The sequence below is a fragment of the Dermatophilaceae bacterium Soc4.6 genome (assembly GCA_039889245.1).
Classification (GTDB): Bacteria; Actinomycetota; Actinomycetes; order Actinomycetales; family Dermatophilaceae; genus Lapillicoccus.
The window spans coordinates 3,977,654-3,990,570 of record JAZGVH010000002.1 but is presented as its reverse complement, the minus strand read 5'-3'; the positions used below and the strand labels follow the sequence as shown (position 1 = coordinate 3,990,570).

The following is a 12,917-nucleotide window of genomic DNA, read 5'->3' as shown; positions in this document are numbered from 1 at the left end:
CGCTCAGCCGGCGCGACGCAGCAGCGCCAGGAACATCCCGTCGGTTCCCTGCCGGTGGGGCCACAGCTGCACCATCGGGCCGTCACCCAGGTCGGGGACGGGGCTGCCGTCGGGGCGGGTGACGTAGGGGCGGGCGTCGACCAGCTCGACGTCGTCGCGACGCTTGAGCACGTCGCGCACCACGAAGAGCGTCTCGTTGAGGTGCGGGCTGCACGTGGCGTAGGCGACGACCCCCCCGACGCGGGTGGCGTCGAGGGCGCTGGCCAGCAGCTCGCGCTGCAGGGTCGCCAGGGCGGTCACGTCGTCGGGCACGCGGCGCCACCGGGCCTCGGGCCGGCGGCGCAGCGCGCCCAGCCCGGTGCACGGGGCATCGACCAGCACCCGGTCGTAGGTGCCGGGTGCATCGGTCCCCGCGTCGCGACCATCGGCGACCCGCACCTCGATCCGGTCTCCGCCGGGAGCCCGGAGCGCGGCCGCCAGGGTCTGGCGCACGAGCTCGGCCCGGTGCGGGCTCACCTCGTTCGCGACGAGCGAGGCCCCGCGCTGCAGGGCGAGGCCGGCGAGCAGACCTGCCTTGCCGCCAGGTCCTGCGCAGAGGTCGAGCCACCACTCCCCGCGGTGCGGCGTCGGGCCGGGGGCGGGCGCCTCCACGGGCACGGCAGCCAGCGCGAGCGCGACGAGCTGCGACCCCTCGTCCTGCACCGCCGCACGACCCTCCCGCACTGCCCGGATGCCGCCCGGGTCACCCTCGCGAAGCACCACGGCGGTGCGAGCGAGCCGACCCGGCTCCCCTCCCGCGGCGATGAGCTCGGCCGGGTCGACGAGGCCCGGACGGGCCACGAGGGTCACTCGGGCCGGCGCGTTGTCGCTGTCGAGCAGGGCGTCGAGGTCAGCGTCGACCGTGGCGGCGGTCGAGGCGCCGTGGCCCACCAGGGCGGCGCGCAGCGCACGCACCACCCACTCGGGGTGGCTCGCGCGAATGGCCCGGCGGGCCTGGGGCTCGAGGGTGTCGGGGGCGACGAGGTCGACCCACTCCTCGCGGGTGCGCTCCGACACCCGCCGCATCACGGCGTTGACGAAGCCGGCCGCTCCGGCGCCGTTGACCTGCCGCGCGAGCGCCACGGTCTCGTCGACGGCCGCGTGGATGGGCACCCGCATACCCAGCAGCTGGTGCGCCCCCAGGCGCAGCGTGTCGAGCACGTTGACGTCGATGGCCGAGAGCGCGCGCCCGGCAGCGACGGCGATCACGGCGTCGTACAGGCCGTGCATGCGGGTGGCGCCGTAGGCCAGCTCGGTGGCGAAGGCCGCGTCGCGACCGCTGATCTTCTTGTCGCGCAACACTCCTGGCAGCTCGAGGTTGGCGTAGGCGCCGTCGGACACGGCGCGCATGACGGTGTAGGCCGCGAGCCGGGGAGGGTCGGTGCGTCGGCTGCGCTCGGCGGGGACGGTCACCGAGCGCCGGACCGGTCGCGGGCCGCGACGGCCGGAGCCCGGGGCTCGGCCGGCGTCAGACATCGCCCAGCCGTTCGCCGGACTGCAGGCGCACACCGCGGGCCCAGTCGGCCGCGGGCATGGCCTTCTTGCCGTGCGCCTGCACGCCGCCCAGCGCCACCGCACCCGACCCGGTGCCGACCACGACCGACCGCTTGGTCGCCTCGACGACACCCGGGGCGGGCGCCTCGACGTCGGGCGCGAGCGCTATGGGCTGCAGCTTGAGCCGCTCACCGCGGAAGGTGGTCCAGGCGCCCGGGGCCGGGGTGCACCCCCGCACGAGCCGGTCGACCACGTGGGCGGGCAGGGCCCAGTCGACCCGGGCGTCGTCGACGCCGAGCTTGGGGGCGAGCGAGACCCCTTCGGTGGGCTGGGGCAGACCCACGAGGTCACCCGACTCGAGGCCGTCCATGGTCGCGACCAGCAGGCCGGCCCCGGCCTGCGCGAGGCGCGCCAGCAGGGCACCACTCGTGTCGTCGGCGCGGATGGTCTCGGTCATCACGCCGAGCACCGGGCCGGTGTCGAGCCCCTCCTCGATCAGGAAGGTGCTGGCCCCGGTGACCTCGTCACCGGCCATGACGGCGCGCTGCACGGGCGCAGCGCCCCGCCAGGCCGGCAGCAGCGAGAAGTGCAGGTTGACCCAGCCCAGGCGCGGGATGTCGAGCGCTGACCGGGGCACGAGGGCGCCGTAGGCGACGACGGGGCAGGCGTCGGGGGCGAGGTCGCGCAGGGCGGCCTGGAAGTCGGGGTCCCGGGGGCTGCGGGGCGTGAGCACGGGCACGCCGAGCTCGTCGGCGCGCACGCGCACCGGGGAGGGCACGAGGGTGCGGCCACGGCCGGCGGGGGCGTCGGGCCGGGTGATGATCCCGACGAGCTCGTGGGGCGACGCGGCGAGGGCGTCGAGGGCGGGCAGGGCCACCTCGGGGGTGCCGGCGAAGACGAGGCGCACTAGCGCCCCTTGCTGACGCCGAAGACGCTGCCGGAGAAGGTGCCCGCGTGCGGGCTGAACTTCACCGGGGGCGGCGTGCCACCGCCCCAGTCGCTCTCGCGGATCGCCTTCATGGCCGCCCGCCGCTGCTCGGGGTCGAGCCGGTCGACGAAGAGGACGCCGTCGAGGTGGTCGGTCTCGTGCTGGAGGGCACGGGCCAGCACGTCGCTGCCCTCGATGCGCACGGGCTCACCGTGCACGTCGAAGCCCGTGGCCACCACGCTGAGGGCCCGCCGGCAGTCGAACGTGAGGTCCGGGATGGACAGGCACCCCTCCGGGCCGAACTGCGTCTCGTCGGACAGGGTCAGCGTCGGGTTGACCAGGTGACCCACCTCGTCGTCGACCCACCAGGTGAAGACCCGCAGACCCACCCCGATCTGCGGGGCGGCCAGCCCACGGCCCGGGGCAGCGAGCATGGTGTCGGTGAGGTCGGCCACCAGCTTCTCGAGCTCGCGGTCGAAGTCGGTGACCAGGGCGGCGGGGGTGCGCAGGACCGGGTCACCGAAGAGGCGGATATCGGTGACGGACAAGAAGGTGGCTCCAAGCTCGGGGTGGACAGACCCGTCAGTCTAGGTGGCGCCCCCAGGGGTGCGCGTCGGCCGCCCTGAGGGCCGGAAACCTGCTCGACGCCCTCCCTACACTCGAGACGTGTCTCTTCCTGCGTCCCGACCCCAGCCCGGGAGCGACCTCGTCGTGCCCGCCGGGCCGGGGCTGCGGGCCGGTCTGGTGATCCCCGCCAGTGAGCTGACCGAGCGGTTCTCCCGGTCGTCCGGGCCGGGTGGGCAGGGGGTCAACACCACCGACAGCAGGGTCGAGCTGCTCTTCCGACCGGCGACGTCGACCGCGGTGCTGGCGCTGCCCGAGGCCGCCCGCCACCGACTGCTGGCCGCCCTCGCCCCCCGGCTGACCGGCGACGAGGTCGCCATCGCGGCGTCTGAGCACCGCTCGCAGCGTCGCAACCGGGCGGCCGCACGAGAGCGCCTGGTGGCCCTGCTGCGCGACGCGGCCGCTCCCCCGCCGCCCCCCCGTCGCGCGACCCGGCCCACCCTCGGCTCGCAGCGCCGCCGGCTGGCGGGCAAGAAGGCGCGGGGCCAGACCAAGGCCCGGCGGGGCACGGTCACCGGCGAGGACTGACGCGGCCGCCGGTCGCGCCGCTCAGTAGGCGGTCTCGACCGGGTCCATCCGCACGAGCACGCTGTCGGGCTCCTTGCGGGCGCTGCGCCCGGCGCGCACCGCCTGCAGGGCCCGGGCGAGCGTCGGCGCCTGCGCGCGGGTGGCGCGCAGCAGCACCTGCACGAGCGGCTCGTCGCCGTCGACGTCGGCCCCCGCCAGGTCGTAGGGAGCCCCCCGCTGGCTCCCCACGGGCGGGCGCGCCACCCGTCGGCGGAAGGGCAGCGGCCCGAGCCGCTCCACCGAGGGGTCGAGCTGGCCCTTGGCGAGGGCGGCGAGGACGGCCGCTCTGGGCCCGACGACCTGGGCCATCACCGCAGCCGGCGGCAGACCCAGGGCCGTGCGCTCGTCCAGCTCACGCGCGGCCAGCCAGGCCGGGTCCCAGCGCACGAGCGCCTCGACCGGCGGCAGGGTCGTGTGCGCCGGGACCCCGGCCAGCACCACGAGGCCGCCCTCGTCCGACCCCCGGGTGAGGGCGGCCGCGCCGGTCCAGCGCCGCAGGGCCTCCGCGGCGGCGTCGAGCGAGGCACGGTCGAGCAGGGCCCAGGCGTCGAGCAGGAGGGTCGCGGCATACCGGCCGTCGGCGACGGGCTCGGCGCCGGGGGTGGCGATGACCAGCGCCGGCTCGGGCCCCACGGCGGCGAGCACCTCACCGGAGCCGGACGTGCGCACCGGCACGCCGGGGAAGGCCCGCCCCAGCTCCTCGGCGGTGCGTCGGGCACCGATGACCCCGGTGCGGAACGCCGTGGCCTCGCAGTGCGGGCAGCGGAAGCCGGCCGGCCCGAAGGTGGCGCCGCACCACCGGCAGGTCGGCACGCCGCCGCCGCCGGGCACGCCCATCGGGCCGTGGCACCGCGGGCACCGGACCGGCTCGCGGCACTCGGCGCACGAGAGCGACGGCAGGTATCCCCGGCGAGGCACCTGCACGAGCACGGGCCCCCGCTCGAGCGCCTGCTTCGCGGTGCGCCAGGCCACCGAGGGCAGGTGGGCCCGGGCCGCCGGCCCGTCGCGCTCGACCTCGTGGTCGTCGCCCGCCACGATCACCCGCGGGGCCGCCAGGCGCACCTGCGCGGGGGCGGCCGCCACAGGGGCGAGCACGCCGTCGCGCACGAGCAGCTCGGCCTCGACGCTGCGCGAGAACCCGCCCAGGAGCAGGCCGGCGCCCGTGTGCCGGGCCCGCTCGATCAGCACGTCACGCACGTGGGGGTAGGGCGAGCGCAGCTCGGTCATCAGGTCGTCGCCGTCGTCCCACGCGGCGAGGAGCCCGAGGTCGCGCACCGGGGCGAAGGCCGCAGCACGGGTGCCCACCACGCACCGCACGTGCCCCCTGAGCAGCTTGAGCCAGGCGGTGTAGCGGGCCTGCGGCCCCTGGTCCGCGGTCAGCCGCACGTGGGCCCCTCGGCCGAGCACCTGCGTGAGTGCGGCGTCGAGCCGGTCGACGTCGCGGTGGTCGGGCACGACCACCAGGGCGCCCCGACCGGACGCGAGCGTCGCGGCCGCAGCGACCGCGAGCGCGGTCGGCCAGTCATCGGTGGGTGCGCGACCGGGCAGCGCCAGCCAGGCGGCCTTCGGGGCCTGACCCGAGGCGAGCCGCCGCAGGAACGACGCCCCCGCCGGGTAGGCGGTCCACGGACCGGGCTCGGGTGCCGCGATGGCAGGAGGCTCGACGGTCACCGGGAGCGCCTTCTCGGCGGCGGCGTGGCGTTTCGGCACCGCGAGGCGCAGCACGTCGCCCAGGGTGCCGGCCCCGCGGTCGGCCACGGCCCGCGCGGTCGCGAGCACCTCGGGCAGGAGCACCGGCTCGGGGCTGACGACCCGGCGCAGGGGGTGCAGCCGACCCTCGTGCTCGGCGTGAGCCCGCCGGACGACGACGAAGCCGTCGAGGTCGCGACCGGCGAACCGCACCCTCACCCGTGCCCCAGGCACCGCGTCGGGGTCGAGCGCGGACGGGACGCTGTAGTCGAAGACCCGGTCGAGGTGCGGCAGCCCCGTGTCGACGACGACCCCCGCGACCGGCAGCGCCTGCGCCTGCGCGACCGGGGACGCCGAAGCCTTCGTCGCCGCAGGGGCGGCGGGGGCCTCGAAGAGTCGCTCCGTCTCGGTCACGGCCCCATCCTCACAGAGCCCACCGACCGCCTCGGAGGTCGTCCCCAGCCCTCGTGGCGTCACCACCCGGGTCCGAGGAGCCCGTAGGCGGCCTCAGCCGCGCACGGCCGCCTGGAGGGCCTCGACGCGGTCGGTGCGCTCCCACGGGAACGCGCCGTCGAGGCCGGGGGCCGAGGTCCGGCCGAAGTGGCCGTAGGCCGCCGTGGCCTCGTAGATCGGGCGCAGCAGGTCGAGCTGATCGACGATCGCCCCCGGTCGCAGGTCGAAGACCGACGAGATGGCGGACTGGATCTTGTCGGTGGGGGCGGTCTCGGTGCCGAAGGTCTCGACGTAGAGCCCGACCGGCTTCGAGGCGCCGATCGCGTAGGCGACCTGGATCTCGCAGCGCGCAGCGAGGCCGGCGGCGACGACGTTCTTGGCCACCCAGCGCATCGCGTAGGCGGCGGAGCGGTCGACCTTGCTCGGGTCCTTGCCCGAGAACGCACCGCCACCGTGGCGGGCCATGCCGCCGTAGGTGTCGACGATGATCTTGCGACCGGTGAGACCGGCGTCACCCATCGGGCCGCCGATCTCGAAGCGACCGGTGGGGTTGATCAGGGTGCGGTAGCTCGACACGTCGAGGTCGGAGCCGGTGGCCTGGAGCTCGTCGAGCACCGGCGTGATGACGTGCTCGAGGATGTCGGGCTGCAGCAGCCCCTCGAGCGAGATGTCGGCGGCGTGCTGGGTCGACAGCACGACGGTGTCGAGCCGGACGGCCTTGTCGCCGTCGTAGGCGATGGTGACCTGGGTCTTGCCGTCGGGACGCAGGTAGGCGACCTCGCCGCTCTTGCGCACGGCGGTCAACCGCTCGGCCAGGCGGTGCGCGAGGTGGATCGGCAGCGGCATGAGCTCGGCCGTGTCCTGGCAGGCGTAGCCGAACATCAGGCCCTGGTCGCCAGCGCCCTGCTTGTCGAGCGGGTCGACGCCACCGGTGCGGTTCTCGTAGGCGGTGTCGACGCCCTGGGCGATGTCGGGAGACTGCTGGCCGATGGAGACCTCGACCCCGCAGGAGGCACCGTCGAAACCCTTGGTCGACGAGTCGTAGCCGATGCGCAGGACGGTGTCGCGCACGATCGTGGGGATCTCGACGTAGGCCTGGGTCGTGACCTCGCCAGCCACGTGGACCAGACCGGTGGTGACCATCGTCTCGACGGCGACCCGGCTGCCCGGGTCCTGCTCGAGCATCGCGTCGAGGATCGCGTCGCTGACCTGGTCACAGATCTTGTCGGGGTGGCCCTCGGTGACGGACTCGGACGTGAACAAGCGCGACAACGTGATCTCCTCGGGAGGTGGTGGGGTGGAGCGGCGGGACCCGGCCCGCGGACCGCGCTCGAGTCTAGTGCTGGGGCAGCAGCAGCTCGACGCCGTCCCACACGGCTGCGGCGATCTGCTGCTTGGAGGCGGGGCCGGCGACGCGGTCGGCGGGCGCCCCGGGCCCCGCCGCGAAGAGCAGGTGCACGGTGTTGTCATCGGTGCCGAAGGCGAGACCGCCGCCGACCTCGTTGACCACCAGGAGGTCGCAGCCCTTGCGGACCAGCTTGTCGCGCGCGTGGTCGAGCACCGATCCCTGCGCGTCGCCGGTCTCGGCCGCGAAGCCCACGATGACCGGGGCCGGCGAGCTGCCACGGGCCGCGACGAGCCCGGCGAGCACGTCGGGGTTGCGGACCAGCTCGATCGTGGGCGCAGACTCGTCGACCGGCCCGGGCCCTCCCACCGCGCTGCGGTCGTGGGTCTTCTTGATCTTGGCGACCGCCACGTCACGAGGTCGGAAGTCGGCCACGGCGGCCGCCATCACGACGACGTCGGCGTCGGCCGCGGCGGCGGTCACGGCCGTCTGCAGCTCGAGGGCCGTCTCGACCGTCATGACCTCGACTCCCGCGGGTGCCGCGAGTCCGGTGGCGGCGCTGACGAGGGTCACCCGCGCGCCACGAGCCAGGGCGACCTGGGCCAGGGCATAGCCCTGCTTGCCCGACGAGCGGTTGCCGAGGAATCGCACCGGGTCGAGCGGCTCACGCGTGCCTCCGGCGCTGACGACGACGTGGCGGCCCGCGAGGGCCGACTCCGGCTCGGTCGTGGGCCCGTTCGTGGCCACGTCCGAGGCCCCGGCGTCGGCGTCGACGCGGGCCGCCAGGACGTCGAGGCACGCGGCATACAGGTCCTCGGGGTCGGGCAGGCGACCGGGGCCGGTGTCGGAGCCCGTGAGCCGTCCGGCGGCGGGCTCGATGACCACCACCCCGCGGGCCCGCAGGGTCGCGACGTTGGCCACCGTGGCCGGGTGCTCCCACATCTCGGTGTGCATGGCCGGCGCGAAGACGACCGGGCAGCGGGCGGTGAGCAGGGTCGAGGTCAGCAGGTCGTCGGCCATCCCGGCTGCCGCCCGCGCCATCAGGTCGGCCGTGGCCGGGGCCACCACGACGAGGTCGGCGTGCTTGCCGATGCGCACATGGGGCACGGAGGGCACGTCACCCCAGACCTCGCTGGAGACGGGCTTTCCGGAGAGAGCCTCCCAGGTGGGGGCCCCGACGAACCGCAGGGCGGCCGCCGTCGGCACCACGGTGACGTCGTGCCCGGCCTCGGTGAAGAGGCGCAGCAGGGACGCGACCTTGTAGGCCGCGATGCCTCCACCGACGCCCAGCACGACTCGGCTGCCGCGGCCGACCCGGGCCACCCGGCCGACCTGACCGGACGGGGTGGAGGGCTCGGTCACTCCTCGACGGCCTGCGCGCTCAGCAGGTTCTGGTTGATCTCGCGCAGGGCGATCGACAGCGGCTTCTCGTGCACCTCGGTCTCGACCAGGGGCCCGACGTAGTCGAGCAGGCCCTCCTGCAGCTGGCCGTAGTACGCGTTGATCTGGCGCGCGCGCTTGGCGGAGTAGATGACGAGGGCGTACTTGCTGTCGGCCACCTCGAGCAGGTCGTCGATCGGCGGGTTGGTGATGCCGATGGGATTCGCGACGGTTCCGGACATGGGCGCTTCTCGTTTCGTCGGGTGCGGTGTGCGTCGTGGAATCAGCCCGAGGGCTGATGCGACCTCATCAATGATACGAGGTGTTCGCTGGCCCGCCGGACGTCGTCGTTGAGGACCTCCTCGTCGAACTCCGGAGCGGCCGCCAGCTCGCGCTGCGCGGTGGTCAGCCGCACCTCGCGCTCGTCGGCGGTCTCGGTGCCCCGACCGACCAGCCGGCGCACCAGCTCGTCCCACGACGGCGGCTGGAGGAAGACGAAGAGCGCGCCGGGCATCGTGTCACGCACCTGCCGGGCGCCCTGCAGGTCGATCTCGAGCAGGGCGAGGCGATCCTCCGACAGTGCGCGCTCGACCGGACCGCGGGGCGTGCCGTACTTCGCTCGCTGGTGGACCACCGCGTGCTCGAGGAACTCGCCCGCTCCCACGAGGCGGTCGAACTCCTCGTCGTCGACGAAGTGGTAGTGGACACCGTCGACCTCACCGGGGCGCGGCTGGCGTGTGGTCATCGACACCGAGAGCCAGACCTGCGGGAAGTGCGCCCGCACGTAGGCGGCGACCGTGCCCTTGCCGACCGCCGTGGGGCCGGCCAGGACGGTCAGTCGCCCGGTCACGCCGAGGGGGTGTCGAACCGGGCGATCAGGGAGGCCGCCTGGTTGGCACCGAGCCCTCGCACGCGACGCGACTCCGAGATACCGATCTCCTCCATGATCTGGCGGGCCCGCACCCGGCCCACCCCCGGCATCGACTCGAGCAGCGCACTGACCTTCATCTTGCCGATGACCTCGTCCTCGCGTCCCCGGGTGATGACCTCGGAGAGCGACCCCTGGGAGTACTTCAGCCGATTCTTCACGGTCGCCCGCTCTCGGCGGGCGATGGCCGCCTTCTCCAGCGCTGCCGTGCGCTGCTCCGGGGTGAGCGGGGGAAGGGCCACGTCGGTGTCTCCTGGTGGGTCGGCCGGGGCTCGGCAGGGGCGGTGCACCGACCAGGGTCCTGGCGATCGGCTGCCCCGAACCTACTCATCGCTCTGGAGCGGTGCAACGAGGGGTCGGGCCTCAGCGTCGGCGCCGGTGACGTCGCCACCGGGCCAGCACGACGCCGAGCGCTCCCCCGACCACGACTCCGAGCGTGAGCCCGCCCGCGAGCCGACCCGTGACCGGGCCGACGGGCGGCGCCCGGCGCAGGCCCGGTGGGCTCGGGAGTGAGGGGACGGGCAGGGGCGGGGCATCGGGGACGGAAGCGCGGAATCCGACGAGGGCAGCGGGAGCCAGGCTCGTCGACCGCGTCAGCGCCCGGCCCGGCCACCCGCTGCGTGGGCCGACGACGAGCAGCAGGGCGGGCACGAGGAGCGAACGGACGAGGAAGGCGTCGATGAGGATGCCGCACGTCATCGCGAACGCCAGCTCGCGGAACGGGGTGAGAGGGATGATGGCGAGCATCCCGAAGCTCACGGCCAGCGTCATCCCTGCGGCGGTGATGGCCCGGGAGGACTCCGGAACCGCCTTCAGCACCGCCGCTCGCAGCGGGAGGTGACGGGCTTCCTCCCAGACCCTCCCGACGCCGAAGATGTTGTAGTCCGAGCCGAGCGACACCAGGAGCACGGCGGCAGCGAAGGGTACGTAGAACGTCACGCCCTCGTGGTGGCCCAGCACCATGAAGACGAGGACCATCATCCCCAGGGACGCCGTGAGGGCGAGCACGCTGGAGGCGAGAAGGAACAGCGGGGCGACGAGGGCCCTGAGGAAGAACACGAGCAGGAGCAGGTTGACCAGGATGCCGGCGACGGCGATCCGCCCGAGGTCGCCGCCGGTCGAGCTCACCAGGCCCTCGGCGAGCGCCGTGTCACCGCCGAGGCTTACCCTCGCGCCGCTCAGACCGCTGCGGGCGGCCATCTGCGGCAGCTGGGTCCGCAGGGCGGTCAGGTCGTCGATGGCGACGGCATCCAGCGGGTCGTGGTCGAAGACGACGAGCATCCGGGCGGCGTTCCCGCTGCGGGCGAGGACGATGTTCTGCGCCTTGAGGGTGAAGTTCTGGGCGGGTCCGATGACCGCTGCCACCCCCTTGGCCTGGCCGATGAGGCTCTGGAAGGTGGCGAGCGCACCAACGTCCGACGTGACCCCCGGCTTCTCGAGGAGGATCGTCGTGGGTGAGGTGATCCCTGGGGCGAAGGCCATTCCGGCCGCGGCTGACGCGCGGCTGACGGGGTTGCTGTCCGGCAGCGAGCTCGTGAAGCCGACGCCGAGGTCGAGGCGCACGACGGGGATGGCGGCCAGACCGAGGACCCCGACGCACAGCAGCAACGAGGCCCACGCCGTGCGACGTCCCCTCAGGAGCCGCACCAGCGGCTGCTGGGGGGACGGCCTCATCCTCCGCAGGCCGGTAGAGGCCTGGGGGGATGGTGCGCTGGGCGCCCGGATCCTCATGCCGGGCCACAGGACCCTGGGTCCGAGGATGGCCAGCAGGGCCGGCACGAGGGTCACGGACACGGCGAGCCCCACGACGACCGCGAGCGCCATCGCGGGCCCGAACCCCCGGAAGAACGGCGAATTCGCCGCGAGGAGCGCGGCCGTCCCGGCTGCGACCGTGATCCCGGCGGCGAGCACGATGGGCGTGTCCGCTGCGACGGCCTCCGTCACCGCGTCGCGCCAGTCGTCGTGCTCGGGCAGCCGGGTGCGCAGAGCCGTGAGGTAGAAGATCGTGTAGTCGGTGACGACCCCGAGCAGCAGAGCCACCAGGAGCGGCTCCAGCTCGGCCGGTGCGGCGACCCCCAGCAGCCCGCCGACCGTCTCCGACAGGTGCGTCGTCGCCACGAAGGACAGACCCGATGCCAGCAGCGCGATGACCGGGGCGAGCACGGAGCGGAACGTCACACCCACCAGGAGCAGGATCGCCAGCACGGTGAGCAGCTCGAGCCGCGGCAGGTACTCGGCGACGAGGGAGGCCTGTTGCGCCCGCGCCGGGATCGAGCCCGCGACCCCCACGACGTGGTCCTGCGGACGCTCGAGGTGGGCGGCTATGTACCGTCCGGCGGCCTCCTGCTGGCGGGCGAAGCTGCTCGTCGGGTCCATGAAGAGGTAGGTGAGGACAGCGGTGTTGGTCTCCCCGCTGGTCCCGCCCAGCCGCAGGGTGTTGGTCAGCGGCAGGGCTCCCAGCAGCGGGTAGTCGGTACCTCCCCGCTGGTCGAGGGCGACCGCATCGAGCACCGACTCAGCCTGCACGTACGGCGAGAGCCCCTCCGGGTCGCGCTGGATGACAGCGGTGCGGCTGGACAGGGGATAGCCGAACTCTGCGACCGAGCGCAGCTCGGAGGCCACGGCGGGGCTGTCCAGGGGGATGATGCTGGCCAGCTCGTTACCGCCCGTCGCCACGGGTGGCGCGACGAGGAGCAGGCCGAGCCCGACCAGCCAGCCGCCGATGATCCACCAGCGGCGACGAGTGGTGAATCGGGCGTAGCGCTTGGCCAGGGGGTGCCGACTCGCGGCCTGTGGGACCCGTCGTCGGCCCCCGATGGTCACGGTCGGTCCTCAGCGTGCGCCGAGAAGGGTCTGCGCCAGTCCCAGCCGGTGCATCTCCGCACGGGCGAGGTGCTCGTGGCGACCCGCGGCGAGGTCGCCCTCGGGGTCGGCGCTCACCTCCGCGAGCCGGGCGAAATCCAGGTTGCCCACGGCACGGCGCGCGAGGTGCGCCACCGCCTGGGTGGCACGGGCGGGGTCGCGCAGGGCCGCCTTCAGGGCCCGGTTCTCGCGCCGCCTGCCTGCCCGGGCGGGGAGGTAGAGCAGCAGCACCGGCCCAGTGGGGGCCAGCGCGATGACGATGCCGGTCAGCAGAGCCAGGACGCGGATGCTGCCACCGGCCCGCGTGCCACTGTCGACGATCGAGCCCCCGGTACCGGCGACCTGGTCGCCCAGCTGTCCCGTGCGGTTGCCGATGAGCGGCAGCCCGGAAAGGTCCTGCAGGGCCTGTCCTGCGGTGCCGAGGGCGCGACCGGAGTCGACGGCGCTCTGGCTCAGGCCGGTGAGCTGCCACATCTCGTAGGCCACCACGCCGCCGATCACGACCCACAGCACGACCCAGAAGAAGACCACACCGTCCCACGCCCGACCCGCCTTCGCGTCTGCCGCCCAGCTGCGTACCGCCATCGTGTCCCGCCCCTCTTGCCCGT

12 protein-coding genes are annotated in these 12,917 nt (G+C 74.4%); 1 reads left to right on the top strand and 11 read right to left on the bottom strand.

Annotated elements, in window-relative coordinates; genetic code table 11:
• Window positions 1-3: 3 nt before the first annotated feature.
• From V3N99_18645 to def, 3 genes are read right to left on the bottom strand one after another with little or no spacing between them, the layout of a single operon-like run.
• Window positions 4-1,515, bottom strand: coding sequence for a transcription antitermination factor NusB (locus tag V3N99_18645; GenBank protein MEO3938752.1), 1,512 nt, complete (start codon window positions 1,513-1,515; stop codon window positions 4-6).
• Window positions 1,508-2,440: a methionyl-tRNA formyltransferase gene (gene fmt, locus V3N99_18640; GenBank protein MEO3938751.1), complete on the bottom strand. Its 933-nt coding sequence runs from the start codon at window positions 2,438-2,440 to the stop codon at window positions 1,508-1,510. The genes V3N99_18645 and fmt overlap by 8 nt, the downstream gene beginning before the upstream one ends.
• Entirely contained in the window at window positions 2,440-3,009 is a 570-nt protein-coding gene (def, locus tag V3N99_18635) for a peptide deformylase (GenBank protein ID MEO3938750.1), read from the bottom strand. The genes fmt and def overlap by 1 nt, the downstream gene beginning before the upstream one ends.
• A 118-nt stretch (window positions 3,010-3,127) precedes the next feature.
• Between def and arfB the strand changes: the two genes are divergently transcribed.
• Entirely contained in the window at window positions 3,128-3,613 is a 486-nt protein-coding gene (gene arfB, locus V3N99_18630) for an alternative ribosome rescue aminoacyl-tRNA hydrolase ArfB (GenBank protein ID MEO3938749.1), read from the top strand.
• Between the two features lie 21 nt (window positions 3,614-3,634).
• Here arfB and V3N99_18625 read toward each other — a convergent pair whose 3' ends face one another.
• From V3N99_18625 to V3N99_18590, 8 genes are all read right to left on the bottom strand, one after another.
• Window positions 3,635-5,755 (bottom strand): primosomal protein N', encoded by a 2,121-nt coding sequence (locus V3N99_18625; protein ID MEO3938748.1) that lies wholly within the window; start codon window positions 5,753-5,755, stop codon window positions 3,635-3,637.
• 93 nt (window positions 5,756-5,848) lie between these two features.
• Entirely contained in the window at window positions 5,849-7,066 is a 1,218-nt protein-coding gene (gene metK, locus V3N99_18620; GenBank protein ID MEO3938747.1) for a methionine adenosyltransferase, read from the bottom strand.
• A 64-nt stretch (window positions 7,067-7,130) separates the two neighbouring features.
• The gene (coaBC, locus tag V3N99_18615) at window positions 7,131-8,462 is read right to left on the bottom strand and encodes a bifunctional phosphopantothenoylcysteine decarboxylase/phosphopantothenate--cysteine ligase CoaBC (protein MEO3938746.1); all 1,332 of its coding nucleotides are present in this window, start codon (window positions 8,460-8,462) and stop codon (window positions 7,131-7,133) included.
• 35 nt (window positions 8,463-8,497) lie between these two features.
• A complete protein-coding gene (gene rpoZ / locus V3N99_18610; GenBank protein ID MEO3938745.1) occupies window positions 8,498-8,761 on the bottom strand; it encodes a DNA-directed RNA polymerase subunit omega in 264 nt (87 codons plus the stop codon).
• Window positions 8,762-8,802: 41 nt separating this feature from the next.
• A complete protein-coding gene (gmk, locus tag V3N99_18605; GenBank protein MEO3938744.1) occupies window positions 8,803-9,369 on the bottom strand; it encodes a guanylate kinase in 567 nt (188 codons plus the stop codon).
• Window positions 9,366-9,689 (bottom strand): integration host factor, actinobacterial type, encoded by a 324-nt coding sequence (gene mihF, locus V3N99_18600; GenBank protein ID MEO3938743.1) that lies wholly within the window; start codon window positions 9,687-9,689, stop codon window positions 9,366-9,368. Before mihF ends, gmk begins: the two co-directional genes overlap by 4 nt.
• Window positions 9,690-9,810: 121 nt before the next feature.
• Entirely contained in the window at window positions 9,811-12,270 is a 2,460-nt protein-coding gene (locus V3N99_18595) for an MMPL family transporter (GenBank protein MEO3938742.1), read from the bottom strand.
• Window positions 12,271-12,279: 9 nt separating this feature from the next.
• Window positions 12,280-12,894, bottom strand: a complete 615-nt coding sequence (locus V3N99_18590) for a hypothetical protein (protein MEO3938741.1) — start codon at window positions 12,892-12,894, stop codon at window positions 12,280-12,282.
• Window positions 12,895-12,917: the final 23 nt, after the last annotated feature.

Excerpts from the sequence above, each read along its gene's own strand:
- rpoZ (MEO3938745.1), bottom strand. The coding sequence starts at position 8,761 with ATGTCCGGAACCGTCGCGAATCCCATCGGCATCACCAACCCGCCGATC.
- V3N99_18590 (MEO3938741.1), bottom strand. The coding sequence starts at position 12,894 with ATGGCGGTACGCAGCTGGGCGGCAGACGCGAAGGCGGGTCGGGCGTGG.
- V3N99_18645 (MEO3938752.1), bottom strand. The coding sequence starts at position 1,515 with ATGTCTGACGCCGGCCGAGCCCCGGGCTCCGGCCGTCGCGGCCCGCGA.